The organism is Enterocloster bolteae (assembly GCF_002234575.2).
In the GTDB taxonomy this organism is placed as follows: Bacteria; Bacillota; Clostridia; order Lachnospirales; family Lachnospiraceae; genus Enterocloster; species Enterocloster bolteae.
Window position 1 is genome coordinate 4,444,730 of the sequence record NZ_CP022464.2, and the last position, 18,567, is coordinate 4,463,296.

13 protein-coding genes are annotated in these 18,567 nt (G+C 51.9%); 6 read left to right on the forward strand and 7 right to left on the reverse strand.

The window, feature by feature from the left end; translation table 11 throughout:
- Window positions 1-2: 2 nt before the first annotated feature.
- On the reverse strand, window positions 3-1,157 hold the full coding sequence (locus CGC65_RS20555) for a TRAP transporter substrate-binding protein (protein WP_002569599.1): 1,155 nt from the start codon (window positions 1,155-1,157) through the stop codon (window positions 3-5).
- A 235-nt stretch (window positions 1,158-1,392) separates the two neighbouring features.
- Here CGC65_RS20555 and CGC65_RS20560 point away from each other — a divergent pair, with 235 nt between their 5' ends.
- Window positions 1,393-2,283, forward strand: coding sequence for a LysR family transcriptional regulator (locus tag CGC65_RS20560; protein WP_002569600.1), 891 nt, complete (start codon window positions 1,393-1,395; stop codon window positions 2,281-2,283).
- A gap of 113 nt (window positions 2,284-2,396) precedes the next feature.
- Here the strand turns inward: CGC65_RS20560 and hydA are convergent, their stop codons facing one another.
- The 6 genes from hydA to ssnA form a co-directional block, all read right to left on the reverse strand.
- On the reverse strand, window positions 2,397-3,779 hold the full coding sequence (gene hydA / locus CGC65_RS20565; protein ID WP_002569601.1) for a dihydropyrimidinase: 1,383 nt from the start codon (window positions 3,777-3,779) through the stop codon (window positions 2,397-2,399).
- A 124-nt stretch (window positions 3,780-3,903) separates the two neighbouring features.
- A complete protein-coding gene (locus tag CGC65_RS20570) occupies window positions 3,904-4,443 on the reverse strand; it encodes a GNAT family N-acetyltransferase (protein ID WP_002569602.1) in 540 nt (179 codons plus the stop codon).
- Between the two features lie 73 nt (window positions 4,444-4,516).
- The gene (gene xdh / locus CGC65_RS20575; RefSeq protein ID WP_002569603.1) at window positions 4,517-7,099 is read right to left on the reverse strand and encodes a selenium-dependent xanthine dehydrogenase; all 2,583 of its coding nucleotides are present in this window, start codon (window positions 7,097-7,099) and stop codon (window positions 4,517-4,519) included.
- Between the two features lie 16 nt (window positions 7,100-7,115).
- Window positions 7,116-7,661, reverse strand: coding sequence for a 4Fe-4S binding protein (locus CGC65_RS20580; RefSeq protein ID WP_002569604.1), 546 nt, complete (start codon window positions 7,659-7,661; stop codon window positions 7,116-7,118).
- Window positions 7,662-7,824: 163 nt separating this feature from the next.
- The gene (ygfK, locus tag CGC65_RS20585) at window positions 7,825-10,809 is read right to left on the reverse strand and encodes a putative selenate reductase subunit YgfK (protein WP_002569605.1); all 2,985 of its coding nucleotides are present in this window, start codon (window positions 10,807-10,809) and stop codon (window positions 7,825-7,827) included.
- Between the two features lie 245 nt (window positions 10,810-11,054).
- Window positions 11,055-12,386: a putative aminohydrolase SsnA gene (gene ssnA, locus CGC65_RS20590; protein ID WP_002569606.1), complete on the reverse strand. Its 1,332-nt coding sequence runs from the start codon at window positions 12,384-12,386 to the stop codon at window positions 11,055-11,057.
- Window positions 12,387-12,697: 311 nt separating this feature from the next.
- Here ssnA and CGC65_RS20595 point away from each other — a divergent pair, with 311 nt between their 5' ends.
- The 5 genes from CGC65_RS20595 to arcC all read left to right on the forward strand — a co-directional run bounded on the left by CGC65_RS20595 (window position 12,698) and on the right by arcC (window position 18,565).
- Window positions 12,698-13,363: a helix-turn-helix transcriptional regulator gene (locus CGC65_RS20595; protein ID WP_002569607.1), complete on the forward strand. Its 666-nt coding sequence runs from the start codon at window positions 12,698-12,700 to the stop codon at window positions 13,361-13,363.
- Between the two features lie 25 nt (window positions 13,364-13,388).
- Window positions 13,389-14,597 carry a diaminopropionate ammonia-lyase gene (dpaL, locus tag CGC65_RS20600; protein WP_002569608.1) on the forward strand — a complete coding sequence of 403 codons (1,209 nt, stop codon included), beginning with the start codon at window positions 13,389-13,391 and terminating at the stop codon, window positions 14,595-14,597.
- A 57-nt stretch (window positions 14,598-14,654) separates the two neighbouring features.
- Complete coding sequence (locus CGC65_RS20605; RefSeq protein ID WP_002569609.1) at window positions 14,655-15,971, forward strand: YgeY family selenium metabolism-linked hydrolase; 1,317 nt, start codon at window positions 14,655-14,657, stop codon at window positions 15,969-15,971.
- Between the two features lie 320 nt (window positions 15,972-16,291).
- Window positions 16,292-17,485 carry a knotted carbamoyltransferase YgeW gene (gene ygeW / locus CGC65_RS20610; RefSeq protein WP_002569610.1) on the forward strand — a complete coding sequence of 398 codons (1,194 nt, stop codon included), beginning with the start codon at window positions 16,292-16,294 and terminating at the stop codon, window positions 17,483-17,485.
- Window positions 17,486-17,614: 129 nt separating this feature from the next.
- A complete protein-coding gene (gene arcC / locus CGC65_RS20615) occupies window positions 17,615-18,565 on the forward strand; it encodes a carbamate kinase (RefSeq protein WP_002569611.1) in 951 nt (316 codons plus the stop codon).
- The last annotated feature ends 2 nt before the right edge of the window (window positions 18,566-18,567 follow it).

Consider the following 18,567-nt stretch of genomic DNA (forward strand, 5'->3'; position numbering starts at 1 on the left):
GCTTATTTCTTTGCCTGGTAATCCAGCACAAAATCCACCAGCTTATTGTAAGCTTCTGAGCCCATCTGTTCTTCTACCTGGGGCCACACAGACTTGGCCACATCCTGGAATACCTTGAGTTCATCCGTTGTCAGTTCAATCACCGTTGTACCCTTGGACTGCATCTCGTCGAAGAATCCATCAGATAAATCTTCGGTCAGGGAACGGACATACATCTCTGTCTCCTTCCAAAGGTCCTGGATAAATACCTTGTCCTCCTCCGACAGCGTACTCCAGAATACCGGACTGGCAGCCATGATTGTGGTTGTAAAATTATGGTTCGTCTTCATACAGTAGCTCTGCATCTCATAAATCTTGGAAGAAACAATGTTGGAGGGCGGATTCTCCTGGGCATCTACCAGTTTCTGCTGAAGAGCGGTGTAGAGTTCCGCATAGGGCACCGGCGTCACGCTGGCCCCAAAGGCTTCCCAGCAGTTCATTTGAATCGGGTCCACCATAGTGCGGATTTTGACGCCTTTTAAATCAGCCGGGGAATGGATTTCCTTATTTGCCGTAAGCTGGCGGAACCCTATATCCAGGTGGGCAAGAGGAATGCACTGTGTATCGGCCTGGGCCCGCTGGTCCCACTCCTGGCGCAGCCCGGAATCCAGGACCGCATATGCGTCGTCATAATCCATATAGAGATAAGGAATATTTAAGCCTGCGTAGGCCGGGGTATAATCAGCCCATGAACCGCAGTTCAGCATAAATATCTCATACGCGCCATTTTGGGCACCGCCAATATATTCCTGAGTGGAGGACGCCAGCTGGCCGTCAGTGAATATCTGTGTGGTAATGCGGCCCCCGCTGCGCTCTTCAATCTGTTTGCAGAAATAAATCATTCCCTTTCCAGTCTGGCTGATTCCGTCTCCGGCGACATCCCCTGCTGATGCATTGGTGGCAAAACGGATTTTAAATGGCTCCCCCTGTGTGTGGTCCACTCCGTCCGCGCCCACTGAACCCCCACCTTCTGATGCCTTGGAATCACCTGCTGTAGTGGCGGCAGCGGCAGTTGTTGCGGCGGCACTGTCTGTATCAGAGTTTCCGCAGGCTGCCAGCGGCAGCAGCACTGCGGTTGAAACCATGGCTGCAATCACTTTCTTCATCACTTTTTTCATTCTAGTTCCTCCTTTTGATAAAATTGTTGTCTGAAACCTGCCTTAACCAAACCGTGATTCCTAATATTTTTCCTTATCCACCCCCACCTGCTTGAATATATTGATAATTCAATCTATAATTATAGTGTCAACGAGTATATTTACTGATTTATTTAATATAATTCAACCATATTTATGCAATTATTACAAATTACTTTTTTTTGCCAATTAATAACTTTTGGAAATAGGAGGGCGTATGAATTACCAGCATCTGGAATACTTTCTTAAAGCAGCTGAATACCAGCACTACACGCGTGCCGCTGAACATCTGCATATCACACAGCCTGCTCTTACAAAGGCCATACTTGGCATTGAGGAAGAAATCGGCGCACCTTTGTTCATGAAGCGGGGCCGGAATATTGAACTTACGAAATATGGAACGATTTTTTTTGATTATGCAAGGCGTTCCCTTGAAGAAATCAACCATGGAATATCCGCCGTAAAGCATCAGGTCAACAGTGATCTGAATACCGTTGACCTGTCTGCCTTATGCTCCATTAATACGACCTTTTTGCCGAAGAAAAGCGCGCAGTTTCACCTTGCCTATCCAGACTGCAGCCTAAACATCACCTTTAAATATACAACAGCTATCATCAAGGATGTATCCAACTATAACAGCACCTTTGGTTTATGCGGAGAGTTTGACAATGAATCTGAATATACCAGCCTGGAAAAAATCCTGCTTTACACGGAACCCGTCAAATTTGTCATAAGCAGGAATCATCCCCTGGCGCACAAAAAATCCGTAGAGGCCGCCGAACTGAAAAACCAACCATTTGCAGTCTATAACGTGAGTACCAACGGTACCAACAGGCTGCTCTATGAATTATGCGACGGCGCCGGATTCAGACCCAAGACCCTGACAGCCGCTTACAATGACTATGGGCTGATTAACGAGGTGATTTCAAACCAATGCATTTCTATTGTCTCATATACCTTTTATAAGCAATTCCAAAGCCTGGGATTTACGGAACTGCACATCGCCACCAGTATCCCCCTTATCCAGAAAATATATCTGGTATGGGTCAGGGACGCCAATCTTTCCCCTGTGGCAAGGGGATTTCGCGAGATACTGATGAGCAAATGACCTCCCTCACTAAAAAAGTGCATAAAAAGGGTGCAAACGCAGATAAATGATCCGCATTTGCACCCTTTTCCCAACTTCCCAGCCGGTTTTATTCCACCGTTATTCCCCGCTGATTACAGCCCATATCTCCCGCGCTTCACAAACTTCCCGGCCTTCTCCACCACCACCTGATGGTCCTTCACCACCTGGGTACCGCGCAGGAACACGCTCTCTATGCGTGCCGTCAGCTTCCTTCCCTCAAAGGGAGCGTAATCCACATTCTGTACCTGGTCCGCAGCCGTAACCATATCCTCCACACCGGTGCGCATGACAACAATGTCCGCGTCGCTTCCCGGGGCAATGGCTCCCTTTGTGGGATACATTCCGTACAGCTTGGCGGGATTTTCCGACAAAAGCTGGCACATTTTTTCCTTTGTAATTCTTCCCGCGTCCACGCCGTAGGTGTAGAGCAGCGTGCCCCTTGTCTCAACTCCGGGCATGCCTCCCGGAATCTTTGTAAAGTCATCCTTCCCCAGCGCCTTCTGCTCTGTGGTAAAGCTGCAGTGGTCCGTTGACACGGTCTGGATGGTTCCGTCCGCCAGAGCCTTCCAAAGGCATGCGCTGTCCTCCTGCTTTCTCAGAGGCGGCGCGCACACATACTTAGCCCCTTCCATGCCGGCAAGCCCGTACAGGCTGTCATCCATGAGCAGATACTGGGGGCATGTTTCCGCATATACCTTCTGTCCCCTTCTCCTGGCTTCCATGATCACGTCGTATCCCTCCCGGCAGGTGAGATGCACCACAATCACAGGGATATCCACCACCTCGGCCAGCCTGAGCAGCCTGTCAATGGCCTCTGCCTCAGCGGCAGCCGGCCGGGTGGCCGGGTGGCTTTCCACACCCATTCTTCCGGCAGCCTTTGCCTCTGCCTGGAGAGCAGCTATCATACCGCTGTTCTCACAGTGAACACCGGTGATTCCTCCCACCTCCTTAAGCCTGCGCAGGATTTCAAAAATAGTCTTGTCGTCCACCTGGGTATCGTATGTCATGTACAGCTTAAAGGAGGTGATTCCGGCCTCCATCATGTCGTCAAGTTCCCTGCTGACCGACGGGTTCCAGTCCGATATGGACATGTGGAATCCGTAATCACAGGAACACTTGCCGTCCGCCTTCTCATGCCAGTTCCTGAGGCCGTCCGCCAGGCTCTCCCCTTCATACTGGGTCCCGAAGTCCACGATGGTGGTGGTGCCGCCCCGAACAGCCGCCCTGGTTCCTGTGGCAAAATCGTCCGCAGTAACCGTTCCCGCCACATGGAGGTCAAAATGGGTGTGTGCGTCGATGAACCCCGGAAAGAGCAGGCAGCCTTCCACATCCACAATCTGGGTATCCTCATCTGCCAGGCGCTCCATTTCCTCACCGGTTCCCACTGCCGCCACCTTTTCCCCGTCAATGAGCACATCTGCCCGGACACTGCCGCTTCCGCCAACTACGGTTCCGCCTTTTAATACCTTCTTCATATATATCACTCTCCTGTTCTGTTTCTCTCTGTCAATCTAACGATACGTTCCGGCTTTCTTCCCTTTTTCCTGTCGCCTTGCGGACATCCGGCACCTGCATCCATCTGCCGCCTATGGGCATCTGTCACCTGCGGGCATCAGCCGCCATGGCCTCCAGCCGTTCCCCGTCAATCCGGTACACGGTCCAGTCACTCATGGGACGGGCGCCTATTCCCAGATAAAAGTCAATGCTTGGCTTATTCCAGTCCAGGCACCACCACTCCAGGCGTCCGCACCCCCGTTCCACGGCAATGGCTGCCAGCCGGTTCAAAAAGGCGGTGCCGAAGCCCTGGCCCCGGTACTCCGGGCGCACATACAAGTCCTCCAGATATATGCCGGCCCTTCCCAGGAAGGTGGAGAAATTATGGAAGAACAGAGCAAAACCCACTGTCTCCCCGTCCTTCATCCCCAGAATCACCTCTGCCTTTTCCTTCTCAAACAGCCACTGGTTCAGCAGCTCCTCTGTAGCCACCACCTGGTCAAGCATTCCCTCATAATCAGCCAGCTCCCTTATGAACCTGAGAATCAAGGGTATGTCCTGTGGTTTGGCAAACCGGAATTCAACGGCCTTATCCGCCCTTTTATGTTCCATTCCATGCCCTGTCTTGTCAAGGGTGTTGTCCATGATGTCATCTCCTTATGCGGAACAAGCGAAAAGCAGGTGGACTGCCTTTCGCCGTTCATTTCCAATGTTATTTTTACTTTTTCTTTGAATAGTACGTGTCATCCATGGGAAGCGTTGTCCTCAGCACATGGTCCTTTGCATAATAAGCTCCCTGTGCCGCCGGAGCGGTTGGTATGGTGGCAATTTCCCCAATCCCCTTTGCGCCGTAGGCAAAGGACAGCAGTTCTTCCTTCTCCACATAGATTGCATGGATATCCGGAATCTGGGTGGAGCGCATGAGTCCCAGGGTGCCGTATTTAGCCTGGGGAACACCGTTCTTTAAGGGGAAGTCCTCGGTCAGGGCGTAGCCCAGTCCCATGAGAACACCGCCCTCAATCTGGCCCTGTATGGAAATGGGATTTACTACCTTTCCGGAGTCATGGGCAGCATACACTTCCTTTACCCGGCCGTCGTCGTCTAACACCACCACATGGGTTGCAAATCCGTAAGCCACATGGCTCTTTGGATTGGGTACATCTGCTCCCAGCTTATCTGTGGGGTCAAAGAATTCCGCAAAGAACTCACGGCCTTCCAGCTGGCTTAAGTCTCCTCCCGCTTCCTGCAATGCCTCATTCAAATCAGCCGCAGCCATCCTGACAGCCTCGCCTGTAATCAGGGTCTGACGGGAACCTGATGTGGTTCCTGAATCAGGCGCCACCTCGGAATTGGCCCCCATATTCCTGACCATTTCCTTTCCAAGCCCCGTTGTCTCGGAAACCATCTGTACGAATACGGTTGCACACCCCTGCCCGATATCGGAAGCAGCGCTGTACAGCTCAATCTTTCCGTCGCGGACCGCCAGCTTTGCCCGGCCTTTATCGGGAAGCCCCACGCCCACGCCCGCGTTCTTCATGGCGCAGGCGATTCCGGCCCTGCCGGGATTGCTCTCATAGGCATCCTTTACAGCCAGAAGAGTTTCCTTAAGGGCTGTGGAGCAGTCCGCAATCTGCCCGTTTGGAAGTACCTTGCCCGGTTCAATGGCGTTGCGGTAGCGGATTTCCCACGGGGAAATCCCCACCTTCTCCGCCAGCAGATTGATGTTGGACTCCAGGGCAAATTCACTCTGGCACACGCCGAAACCGCGGAACGCGCCTGCTGGCGGATTGTTGGTATAGTAGCCGAAGCCGCGGATATCCGTGTTCTGGTAGCAGTAAGGCCCTACGGAGTGGGTACACGCCCTCTCAAGCACAGGTCCGCACAGGGAAGCATAGGCTCCTGTATCAAAATAAATCTCACAATCCAGTCCTGTAAATATACCGTTCTCGTCGCATCCCAGGGTAAATGTCCCCTCCATGGCATGGCGCTTTGGATGGAAGCTTAAGGATTCCTGTCTGGAAAACACCACCTTTACCGGCCTCTGCACCTTAAGGGCTGCCAGGGCTGCTATGTGCTGTGCGGATACGTCCTCCTTACCGCCGAAGCCGCCGCCTACCAGCTTGTTTTCCACAACCACACGGTCCGGATCCCAGCCCAGCATGATGGATATTTCCTTCCTGGTATCGTAGACGCCCTGGTCTGTGGAATATACCTTCACACCGTCCTTATAAGGAAAGGCCACCGCGCATTCCGGTTCCAGGAAAGCATGCTCGGTAAAGGGCGTACGGTACGTCTGGGTCACCACGTATCTGGAATTTTCCAGGGCCTTCTTTGCATCCCCACGGGTAACGTGGCGGCTCTGGCACAGATTTCCCTTCTCATGTACCCTGGGCGCGTCCTCTGCCATGGCTTCCTGAATGGAGCACACGGGTTTCAGCTCCTCATAATCAATCTTCACCATCCGCTTTGCCTTCTCAAGGATGTCCCTGGACTCGGCAACCACCAGACAGATGGCGTCGCCCACACAGCGGGTGATATCTCCCTTTGCAATCATTACGTCCCAGTCCTGCTGGAGATGGCCCACCTTGTTATTGGGGACATCCTCGGCCGTAAGCACGGCCAGCACGCCGGGAAGGGCCGCTGCCTTCCCGCAGTCAATATCCAGAACCCGTGCCCGCGGATACTGGGAGCGGACAGCCGAAGCATATACCATTCCCTCCATCTCCACGTCATCCGGGTACTCGCCGTAGCCCAGCACCTTTTCCCTCACATCCAGGCGGAAGGCACGCTTTCCGACGCCGTACTCATCCCCCTTTTCCAGTGACTCCTCAATCCGGGCGTCGCCCCTCAGAATGGCTGCCGTCAGCTGGATGCCTTCGATAATTTTCTTATATCCTGTACAGCGGCAGATATTTCCCTTTAACGCAACCTTGATTTCCTCCTCAGTGGGGTCCGGAACGCGGTCAATCAGCGCCTTTCCGGCCATCACCATGCCCGGCGTACAGAATCCGCACTGCACGGATCCCATTGCCCCGAAGGCATACACAAAGGCTTCCTTTTCCGCGTCGCTTAATCCCTCCGTGGTAATGATGTTTTTGCCCACTGCCCGCCTGGTGGTCAGGACGCAGGACTTGACCGCCTTGCCGTCCACCACAATGGTACATGTGCCGCAGGCGCCTTCGCTGCACCCGTCCTTGACAGAATGAAGGTGAAGGTCGTCCCTCAGATAGCGCAGCAGCGGTTTATCCTCGCTGGTGCAGCGTTCCACTCCATTTACTGTAAAACAAAAGTTCTCTCCCATTTTATGCCTCCTGCCTCTACGCCTTTACCGTGAAAATGCCGTCGGCATCCAGTATAATTCCTCTTGGACATTTGACTGCACACATACCGCAGGCGATACACTTTGCTTCATCTATTACCGCGTGGTTATTCTCTATCCTGACGGCATCCGCCGGACAGTTCTTTACACAGATACCGCAGGCAATACAGCCCACTGAACAATCCTTTCTTGTCTGGGCTCCCCCGTCCTGGTTCATACATGCCGTATAAACCGGGTATTCTGGTGTGGTAATGCGAATCAGACCAAGAGGACAGGCTTTCACGCACAGGCCGCAGCCCACGCATTTGCCCCGGTCCACCTCCGCTGCTCCAAAACTGTTTATGTGGATGGCATCCGACTTACAGGCAGCCACGCAGCTGCCCATGCCCAGACATCCCCATTTACATTTCAATATGCCGTCCGGATGTTCTGCCAAGACCTGGCTGCAATCCCCTGCCAGGTCCCCACGGGGAATAACCGCCTCTGCGTGACAGCCCCCCAGGCATTGCACCACGGCTACTTTTCTATTGCGCTTTTGTGCCATTTTGTTCTTCTCCTTTCATTATTCTTGCAAAAGAATAACGTTACTTTTTTAACAAGCCTTTGCCAAAGGAGTCCCCACATTTTCATTGAGGACTCCTTTGTACGGCAATTCGCACACATTGTAACAGTTCAGAAATCCGATGTGAACTGTCACCACACATTATCTACAGCATATATGAATAGTCGTTGATGACTGTCCGGATGATATTCTGGATGCCGTCCGGCACATCTGCGTTTACGGTACCAACCGTGTAATCCATGATCCTGCCCTGAAGCCTTACCCTGCACACACCGGCAGCAGCGTCCAGTACCGTGAAGCCCTGGTTTTTGCTGTTTTCCATGTCAGCCTCGTTGGCAAACAGGGTGAATTTGTCAAGATAGGGAGCGCTGTCCCACGGACAGAAGCTCTTACAGTTGCCGCACTCGTTGCACATATAATCCACGTGGATGATCTGATGCTTCTCCATGCCCGGAACAACCAGAGAGATATTGGCTCTGTTGGGGCATACCTCAACACAGTTTTCGCAGTAGCTGTTGCATGATAAGCAGCGGGCGCTGTCAACCACATGGTCATTTTCCTCTGACAGCCTGCCCTTGCGTCCGTAGATGGTCTCTGCGTCAGAGAGCTTGAACAGGTCCTCTGCCAGGGCTTTTCCGATAATGGCCTCCGCAGCCATCTTGCCGTCCCTGATTCCTTCCACCACCGTGGCAGGACCGTACAGGCCGTCTCCGGCCACATAGACACCCTTCACAGAGGTTTCCAGCGTCTCCTGGTTCACCTGGGGACGTCTTCTGCTGTCCAGGGCAATGCCGAAACTCTCATAGAATGCCCCCGGAACCTTCTCGCCTACAGCGGCAATCACGGTGTCGGCAGGCACTTCCACTGTCTCATCTGTCGCCACCACGCCCCGGCGTCCGCTGGCGTCCATATCTCCCAGCACCATCTTCTTACAGTACAGAACTCCATTTTCCAGCTTAACAGGAGCCAGGAGCTCAGCGAATTCCACGCCGTCCTCCACAGCCATGACCAGTTCTTCCTCATCAGCAGGCATGTAGCGTCTGGTTCTTCTGTATACCAGAGAAACCTTCTCCACGCCTGCGTTTCTCTTGGCTGCCCTGGCCGTATCCATGGCTGTGTTGCCTCCGCCGATCACAACCACGTTCTTACCTAATTCCACCTTGCCCTCTGTTGCCTTAAACCGTGCCAGGAAATCCAGTGCGTTCATGGTATCCCCTGCCTCCAGCTTAAGAACGCCCTGCTCGGACGCGCCCACTGCCAGGACAACATAATCATAATCTTTCTTAAGGGCCTCTATATCGGTGATTTCCTTACCGTTCACCATCTCCACGCCCATGGCTGCCACCAGCTTCACGTCGTTGTCAATGGCACTGCCGCTGATACGGAATCCCGGAATCACGTTGCGGACAACGCCGCCCATCTTCTCTTCCTTCTCAAACAGGGTAACCTTCACCCCGCCCCTGGCCAGGAAATAAGCTGCCGCCAGTCCGGCCGGGCCGCCGCCTACCACAGCCGCCTTCTTATCAGAGGAAACCTCAGGCGCTTTGAGCTTAGCCATAACCGCCTCAAATCCGCCCTCTGCGGCCTCCAGCTTGGTCCTGCGGATATCCACCGGGGACTCGTAGAAGTTTCTGGTACACTTGCTCATACAGTTGTGGGCGCAGATGGTACCTGTGATAAAGGGCAGCGGATTCTTATTGAGAATAACCTCCAGAGCCTGCTCAAACTCACCTGCTCCTGCCAGCTGCAGGTATCTGGTGATATCCTGATGGATGGGACAGCCTTCCTGACAGGGGGCGATGAAACAGTCGGTAAGCGGAACCGGCCGGTTGATTTTCCTGGAAGGAAGGGGCTTTACCGCCTTTACATGGTGCTTGTCGGATTTCACAGCCTCCACCAGTCCGGTTACCCTGGCAGCATCCACGCCCTCAAAGGCAGCAGCTTCCTTGGCTGCAAATAACTGTCCAATCTGCTCCAGTCTCTCATAACCGCCCGGCTTTAACATGGTAGTGGCCATGGTTACCGGCCAGATGCCTGCATCCACGATATCCGCGATATTAAAGAAGTCAGCGCCGCCGGAATAGGAAATGCGCAGCTTCCCGCCAAAGTCCTCAGCCAGCTTCCCGGCAACAGACATGGAAAGGGGATAAAGGGACTTTCCGGACATATACATTTCCTCGCTGGGAAGCTCGTTCTGCTTTACGTCAACAGGGAACGTATTGGTAATCTTCACGCCGAATTCCAGTCCCTTCCCGTCTGCCAGGGCCTGGAGCCTCTGGAGCATAGGAACCGCGTCTGAGTACTGTAAATCATCCTTAAAATGGAAATCGCCAAAGGCAACATAGTCATATCCCATATCGTCCATGATCTTCCTTGCGTACTCATATCCAAGCAGGGTGGGGTTGCATTTGATGAATGTATGTACCCTCTTCTCCTCAATCAGGTATCTGGCGATGCGCTCAATCTCCTGGGGAGGACATCCGTGAAGGGTGGAAAGGGTTGCGCAGTTGCATACCTTTGGAGATATGGCTTCCACATCCTCCCTGGACACCTTCTCAAACCGGTCCAGATTGTCAAGGAGCCACTGCCTGCACTCTTTGAAAATGGCGGTCTCGGAAGCATCCTTCATGCCCTCAATAAAACGGTCAATTTTCTCTGTCTTGATGCCGTCCAGGTCATATCCCACGGACATGTTGAACTGGAAGCCCTCAGGACTGCCCAGTCCAAATTCCCTGGCCAGCACCTTGCAGGCAAACCAGGCCTTTACATACTCGTCAAATGCCTGGGGCACATAGAGCTCTGTGGACCACTCGCAGTTATAGCACTCGTCGTCAGCCTTGATACACGGCTTGGATACGGGAAGGTCCTCGCCGTCCAGCTTCTGTACGGTCTTAAGCTCGAAGAAACGGCTACCTGCCACGTAGGAAGCCACGATATTCTGGGTCAGCTGGGTATGGGGTCCTGCTGCGGGTCCGAAGGGAGTCTCCAGCTTACGGCCAAAAATCTCATAGGTTTTGTCCGGGTCTGCAATGAATGGTCTCTTGATGCCAAATACAGCGCCCTTCTTGTTCTCTTCAAGGATCCAGTTCATCAGTTTTCCAAATGGAATCGGGGTCATAATGTCGCTCATATTATTCTTATCCTCCTTTATAACCAGACCAGGTCCCAGCACCGGATACCGGGGACATTGTCCCCGGGTCCTCCATCCGGCTCAGCCGCCCGGAAGACATTGTCGTCCCGGGGTGCTGCTTTCCCGCCGCCCTGCAATCGGATATCACTTATAAATTATACATTGCGTATGCGTTGTTTATATATAGGAAAGACCAGCCATCCCTGGAAGGCGTTTCCTATGGATGCCGGCTGCTGCCCCGGCAATTAACCGTTGATGGAATGGGCCAGCTTCTTTGCCTCTTCCCTTACCTCATAAAGGATCTTCTCCTCATCCAGTCCCACAAGCTCCCTGTTCTTCATCAGAACCTTGCCGTTGCATACCGTGGTCACCACGCTTCTTCCCGTCATGCCGAACAGGATGTGTCCGTTTACATTGGACGCGTCCATTGGAGTCAGCGGGATATAGTCAGTGACAATCACGTCAGCGGCAGCGCCTTCCTTCAGTACGCCCAGCTGCTTCTTGAAATAGCGGTTGGCAATCTTTGCATTACCCTCAAAGAGCATCTGGGGTACCTCGCCCCAGGCCGCATTGGCGTCGCAGAGGTGATGTTTGTGAAGAACATTGGCTACCTTGAAGGATTCTGTCATATCATGGGTGTAACCGTCTGTTCCCAGGCCAGTGAGAATGCCTCTGTGCACGATCTCCATGGTAGGCGGGCATCCGCAGGCATTGCCCATGTTGGACTCAGGGTTATGTACCACCATGGTATCCGTATCCTTGATCAGCTGCATCTCATGAGGATTTACGTAAATGCAGTGGGCCAGCAGGGTCTTTTCCCCAAGGATATTGCAGTCCATCAGACGGTCCACAATTCTCTTTCCGTACTTCTTAAGACAGTCGTGGAGATCCTCGATGCCCTCTGCCACATGGATGTGGTATCCCACCTCAGCCGGCTTGTTGGCTGCCGCCAGCTCCATGGTCTCATCTGAGATGGTGAACTGGGCGTGCATTCCCATCATACCTGCAATCATGTCCGTGTCATCCGCCAGGGCGTGTTTGATCCAGGACGCGTTTTCCATAACAGCCGCCCTTGCCTTATCCATGCCGTCCCTGTCGGAAATTTCATAGCACAGACAGGTCCTGACGCCCATCTCCTTAGCGGCGTCCTCAATGGCAAACAGGGAATCCTTTATCTCCCCGAAGCTGGCATGGTGGTCAAATACGGTGGTGACTCCGTTCTTAATGGAATCCAGATAAGTGGCCCTGGCGCTCTGGCGGGTCTGTTCATTGGTCAGGTGGCGGTCAATGGTCCACCACATGCCGTCCAGAATATCCAGAAAACCCTTGGGGTCATATCCTTTAATGGAAAGACCTCTTGCCATGGCACTGTAGATATGCTCATGGGTGTTGATGAAGGCCGGCATGATGACGCCCCCCTTTGCGTCCACATATTCGGCATCAGGGAACTCCTTCTTAATCTCCTCCAGTGTGCCCACCTTCTTTATTGCGGTACCGTCCATTGCCACTGCCCCATTTTCAAAAAATGGCTGTTCTGGGTCTCTGGTAACCAGACGACCGTTCCCAATCACTAACATAACCTCTCTCCTTTGCTTTTTATTATTTTATGTACCTGCTCTTTAAATCTGTCCTAAACACCATCGGGATTTCATAAACTTTAATAAGATAGAACAGGACTTCCTGTACCCCTATACTAACACCATACAAATCCATTTGCAAGCAGAAAATGCAAAAATTTTTAGATATTCAAAATTTTTTTGTAAAAACCTCTTGCAATTCCTTTTTTTTGTGCTATGATGGAATCATAAACAACGCATCACAACTTTGCGAAATGTTTATTGTACAAAGTCACCAGATTTGAAGAGTCCGAGGAAAAGGAGGTTAAGCCATGTCATACACACTAGATTTACTGAAACAGCTTGCTGATGGCCTTGCGAGACAGTTCGGACCTGACTGTGAAATTGTCATACACGACCTTGAAAAGCACGACCTGGAACATTCCATCGTGCACATCAACAACGGTCATGTGACAAACCGCCAGGAGGGGGACGGACCTTCAAAAGTAGTCCTGGAAACCCTTCACAAGGATCCGGCTTCTTTAAAAGACCATCTTGGATACCTGACCCGTACATCCAACGGCAAGATACTGAAGTCCAGCACCATCTACATCCGTAATGAGGAAGGAGATTCCATTGACTATCTTCTCTCCATTAATTACGACATAACAGGCCTGATGACTGTGGACCGTTCCATTAAAGCTCTCATCGACACCGAACCCCAAGCGGACGTGAAGCAGCAGCCCGAACAGATTGTCCACAACGTCAACGACCTGTTAGATACCCTGATTGAACAGTCGGTAGCCCTTATCGGCAAGCCGGCCGCCTTGATGAACAAGGAGGAGAAAGTCACTGCCATCCAGTTCCTGAACGATGCAGGCGCCTTCCTTATAACAAAATCAGGGGACAAGGTTTCCAAGTACTTCGGAATCTCCAAATTTACTTTGTACAGCTACATTGATGTAAACAGCCGCAAGTCGGAAGATAAAAAAGCGTGATGATAATTAAGGAGGATTATGTAACATGGATCAGAAGATTCTATGGGCGGTCAATCAAATGCCTAAGACAGATGACAAGAACCTGCCGATTATGGGACTGGAGGAGATTGCAAAGGCGAGGACATTCCACGAAAGCTTCCCCCAGTACACCAAAACACCACTCACCAAGCTGGACCACATGGCAGCTTATCTGGGAGTAAAGGAAATCTACTTAAAAGATGAGTCCTACCGTTTTGGCCTCAATGCATTCAAGGTTCTGGGAGGTTCCTTCTCCATGGCCCGCTACATTGCCAAGGAAACCGGCAGGGACGTATCCGAACTTCCCTACTCAGTCCTCACTTCTGACCAGTTAAGAGAAGAATTTGGCCAGGCTACCTTCTTCACCGCCACAGACGGCAACCACGGACGCGGCGTTGCATGGGCCGCCAACCGTCTTGGACAGAAGGCAGTGGTACATATGCCTAAGGGTTCCACCCAGACACGTCTGGAGAACATTGCCAAGGAAGGCGCTGCCGTAGACATCCAGGAGATGAATTACGATGACTGCGTACGTCTTGCGGCCAAGGAAGCCGACGAAACCCCAAGAGGCGTCATGGTACAGGATACCGCCTGGGACGGATACGAGGAGATTCCATCCTGGATTATGCAGGGTTACGGAACCATGGCCATGGAGGCCGGCGAGCAGTTAAAGGAATACGGCTGCGAGCGCCCGACCCACATCTTTGTCCAGGCAGGCGTTGGTTCGCTGGCAGGCGCTGTGGTAGGCTACTTCTCCAATCTGTATGCTGATAATCCTCCTGTTTTCGTAGTTGTGGAAGCTGAGGCAGCCGCCTGCCTGTACAAAGGCGCTGCTGCCGGCGACGGACAAATCCGTATCGTGGACGGCGACATGGAAACCATCATGGCCGGCCTTGCCTGCGGCGAGCCCAACACCATTTCATGGGATATCTTAAAGAACCATGTCAAAGTATTCATCGCTGCCCCTGACTGGGTAGCCGCAACCGGTATGCGTATGCTGGGCGCTCCTATCAAGGGCGACGCGCCTGTTACCTCCGGAGAATCCGGCGCAGCTCCATTCGGCGCACTGGCAGCCGTTATGTCCATGGATGAATACGCTGACCTGAGAAAAGACATTGGCCTGGATGAGAATTCCAGAGTACTGCTCTTCTCCACTGAAGGCGACACTGACCCTGACCGTTACAAGAACATTGTATGGAAAGGTCTGGATAAATAACAATCACCTATATCACACCCAAAACAAATATCAATGTATAATGGAGGAAATGAAGAAATGAATCTGGATTACGCAAAAATCAAAGAAGCAGCAAAGAACTATGAAAAAGACATGACCAAGTTCTTACGCGACATCGTTAAATTCCCGGGCGAGAGCTGTGATGAGAAGGCTCACATCGACCGTATCGCTGAAGAGATGACAAAGCTGGGATTTGACAAGGTAGACATCGACCCCATGGGCAATGTTCTGGGATATATGGGAACCGGCGAGACCCTCATCGGCTTTGACGCACACATCGACACAGTGGGCATCGGCAACAAGAACAACTGGAACTTCGATCCTTATGAGGGCTATGAGAATGACACCGAGATTGGCGGACGCGGCGTGTCCGACCAGTGTGGCGGTATCGTATCTGCTGTATACGGCGCTAAAATCATGAAGGATTTAGGAATGTTAAGCGACAAATATACGGTTCTGGTAACCGGTACGGTTCAGGAAGAGGACTGCGACGGTCTGTGCTGGCAGTACATCATCAACGAAGACAAGGTTCGTCCTGATTTCGTAGTATCCACAGAGCCCACCGACGGCGGCATCTACCGCGGCCAGAGAGGCCGTATGGAAATCCGCGTTGACGTTAAGGGCGTTTCCTGCCATGGTTCCGCTCCTGAGCGCGGCGACAACGCTATCTATAAGATGGCTGACATCCTTCAGGATGTACGTGCTCTGAATGAAAACGACGCTGCTGATGACAAGGAAGTTAAGGGCCTTGTGAAGATGCTGGATGAGAAGTACAATCCTGAGTATAAGGAAGCCAACTTCTTAGGCCGCGGCACTGTTACTGTTTCCGAGATTTTCTTCACATCTCCAAGCCGCTGCGCAGTTGCTGATTCCTGTTCCGTATCCCTTGACCGCCGTATGACGGCAGGCGAGACATGGGAGAGCTGCTTAGACGAGATTCGTGCTCTTCCTGCAGTTAAAAAGTACGGCGATGATGTTACCGTATCCATGTATGAGTATTCCCGTCCTTCCTATAAGGGCCTTACATATCCAATCGAGTGCTACTTCCCAACCTGGGTTATCCCGGAGGACCACAAGGTTACCAAGTCCCTGGAAGAAGCTTATAAGAATCTGTTCGGCGACGAGCGTATCGGTGTGGACGCAACAGCAGAGATGAGAAAAGCACGTCCTCTTACCGATAAGTGGACCTTCTCCACCAACGGCGTATCCATCATGGGACGCAACGGCATTCCTTGTATCGGTTTTGGTCCTGGCGCTGAGGCTCAGGCCCATGCTCCCAATGAGATTACATGGAAGCAGGATCTGGTTACCTGCGCAGCTGTTTACGCTGCTCTGCCCAGTGTTTACTGCAAGTAATTAACTACCTTCGTTTATTGTCCGCAGGGTGTTGTCCCGGCTGCCGTTAAACCGCGGTCTTGGTCCGCTGGCCCCAGAGCCGTTCTTCTGGCCTGAGGGGCAGCCGGGAAGCATAGGGCATACGCCCTTCACACTGCTCATTCGTTTACCGTTTTCCATGAAGTCCTAAGTGACCTGTTTGTTTCGGCGGTCTATGCTGAAGGCCGCCGGAACGGCTCAGGCCCGCTTACATTCATGAAAGAACGGATATCCCTTTTATTTTTGTAACATCCAACAACGATACCCAAATTAAAAATTAATATAATAAAGGAGTCAATCAAATGAAAACATTACAGGATTACATTGATAAGTTAAACAGCCTCAACTTTAAGGAAATGTACGAGAACGATTTCTTCCTGACCTGGGAGAAAACTGACGAGGAACTGGAAGCAGTATGGACCGTTGCTGACGCTCTCCGCTTCATGAGAGAGAACAACATTTCCACAAAGGTATTTGAGAGCGGCCTCGGCATCTCCTTATTCCGCGACAATTCCACCCGTACACGTTTCTCCTTTGCTTCTGCCTGCAACCTGTTAGGTCTGGAAGTTCAGGATTTGGACGAAGGCAAGAGCCAGGTTGCTCACGGCGAGACAGTTCGTGAGACAGCTAACATGATTTCCTTCATGGCTGACGTTATCGGTATCCGCGATGACATGTACATCGGCAAGGGCAACGCTTACATGCACGAAGTTGTTGACGCTGTTACACAGGGCCACAAAGACGGCATCCTGGAGCAGAAGCCAACCCTGGTTAACTTACAGTGCGACATCGACCACCCGACACAGTGTATGGCTGATATGCTGCACATCATCCATGAGTTCGGCGGCGTAGAGAACTTAAAGGGCAAGAAGTTAGCCATGACATGGGCTTACTCTCCTTCCTACGGCAAGCCTCTCTCCGTTCCTCAGGGCGTTGTTGGCCTGATGACACGTATGGGTATGGAAGTTGTTCTGGCTCATCCGGAAGGCTACGAAATCATGCCTGAGGTTGAGGAAGTTGCCAGAAAGAACGCAGAAAAGACCGGCGGTTCCTTCCGTGTATCCCATGACATGGCTGACGCATTCAAGGATGCTGACATCGTATATCCAAAGAGCTGGGCTCCATTTGCAGCTATGGAAAAGAGAACCAACCTGTACGCAGAAGGCGATTCCGAGGGCATCAAGACTCTGGAGAAAGAACTGCTGGCTCAGAACGCAGAGCACAAAGACTGGTGCTGTACTGAGGAACTGATGAAGACCACCAAAGACGGCAAAGCTCTGTACCTGCACTGCTTACCAGCTGACATCAACGATGTAAGCTGCAAGGACGGCGAGGTTGAGGCAACTGTATTTGACCGCTACCGTGATCCTCTGTACAAAGAAGCAAGCTACAAGCCATACGTAATCGCTGCCATGATTATGCTGGCTAAGTTCGCTGACCCGGCTGAGGTTTTAAAGAAGCTGGAAGAAAAAGGAACTCCTAGAGTATTCAAATAAATCATTCATCTTACCAAGCAATACAATGTAAGGGCTGCCGGACTGAGTCCTGCAGCCCTTTTTGTCTCAAATTATGCAAAAACTCGGCGGGATACCCTCATATCCCGCCCTATAAAGGGGAAAATCACTATGGAAAACAAGAAAAAACGTATTGTCATCGCTCTGGGCGGCAATGCACTGGGCAATACCCTTCCTGAGCAGATGAAAGCTGTCAAGATCACAGCCAAAGCCATCGTAGATCTCATCGAGGAAGGCTGCGAGGTTATCGTAGCCCATGGCAACGGCCCTCAGGTAGGTATGATCAACAATGCAATGGCTGCGCTGAGCCGCGAAGACGCAAAACAGCCCAACACCCCTCTCTCCGTCTGTGTGGCCATGAGCCAGGCTTATATCGGCTACGACCTGCAGAACGCCTTAAGAGAGGAACTCTATAACCGTGAAATGTATGATATTCCGGTTGCAACCATGATTACACAGGTCCGTGTAGATGCAGACGACCCTGCCTTTGAAGCTCCTTCCAAGCCAATCGGCCACTTCATGACCGAAGAACAGGCTAAGATTGCAGAAGAAAAGTACGGATACATCATGAAGGAGGATTCCGGACGTGGCTACCGCCGCGTGGTGGCATCTCCAAAGCCTGCTGAAATCGTTGAAATCGGCGCCATCCGCTCTCTGGTAGACTCAGGCCAGCTGGTAATCGCCTGCGGCGGCGGCGGTATCCCGGTTACCCGTCAGGGAAACCACTTAAAGGGTGCAAGCGCTGTAATCGACAAGGACTTCGCAAGTGAACTGTTAGCAGAGAATCTGAACGCTGATTTCCTGATTATTCTCACTGCAGTTGAAAAGGTTGCTGTTAACTTCGGAAAGCCGGAAGAAAAGTGGCTGGATGACCTGGACACAGAAGAAGCAAGACAGTTTATCAAAGAGGGACATTTTGCCCCCGGTTCCATGCTTCCCAAAGTTCAGGCTGCTGTTAAATTTGCTGAATCAAAACCAGGACGCACTGCCCTCATTACGCTGTTGGAAAAAGCAAAAGACGGTATCCAGGGAAAAACCGGTACTCATATCCATTTAGCGTAAAG

Excerpts from the sequence above, each read along its gene's own strand:
- CGC65_RS20555 (WP_002569599.1), bottom strand. The coding sequence starts at position 1,157 with ATGAAAAAAGTGATGAAGAAAGTGATTGCAGCCATGGTTTCAACCGCA.
- CGC65_RS20560 (WP_002569600.1), top strand. The coding sequence starts at position 1,393 with ATGAATTACCAGCATCTGGAATACTTTCTTAAAGCAGCTGAATACCAG.
- hydA (WP_002569601.1), bottom strand. The coding sequence starts at position 3,779 with ATGAAGAAGGTATTAAAAGGCGGAACCGTAGTTGGCGGAAGCGGCAGT.
- CGC65_RS20570 (WP_002569602.1), bottom strand. The coding sequence starts at position 4,443 with ATGGACAACACCCTTGACAAGACAGGGCATGGAATGGAACATAAAAGG.
- xdh (WP_002569603.1), bottom strand. The coding sequence starts at position 7,099 with ATGGGAGAGAACTTTTGTTTTACAGTAAATGGAGTGGAACGCTGCACC.
- CGC65_RS20580 (WP_002569604.1), bottom strand. The coding sequence starts at position 7,661 with ATGGCACAAAAGCGCAATAGAAAAGTAGCCGTGGTGCAATGCCTGGGG.
- ygfK (WP_002569605.1), bottom strand. The coding sequence starts at position 10,809 with ATGAGCGACATTATGACCCCGATTCCATTTGGAAAACTGATGAACTGG.
- ssnA (WP_002569606.1), bottom strand. The coding sequence starts at position 12,386 with ATGTTAGTGATTGGGAACGGTCGTCTGGTTACCAGAGACCCAGAACAG.
- CGC65_RS20595 (WP_002569607.1), top strand. The coding sequence starts at position 12,698 with ATGTCATACACACTAGATTTACTGAAACAGCTTGCTGATGGCCTTGCG.
- dpaL (WP_002569608.1), top strand. The coding sequence starts at position 13,389 with ATGGATCAGAAGATTCTATGGGCGGTCAATCAAATGCCTAAGACAGAT.
- CGC65_RS20605 (WP_002569609.1), top strand. The coding sequence starts at position 14,655 with ATGAATCTGGATTACGCAAAAATCAAAGAAGCAGCAAAGAACTATGAA.
- ygeW (WP_002569610.1), top strand. The coding sequence starts at position 16,292 with ATGAAAACATTACAGGATTACATTGATAAGTTAAACAGCCTCAACTTT.
- arcC (WP_002569611.1), top strand. The coding sequence starts at position 17,615 with ATGGAAAACAAGAAAAAACGTATTGTCATCGCTCTGGGCGGCAATGCA.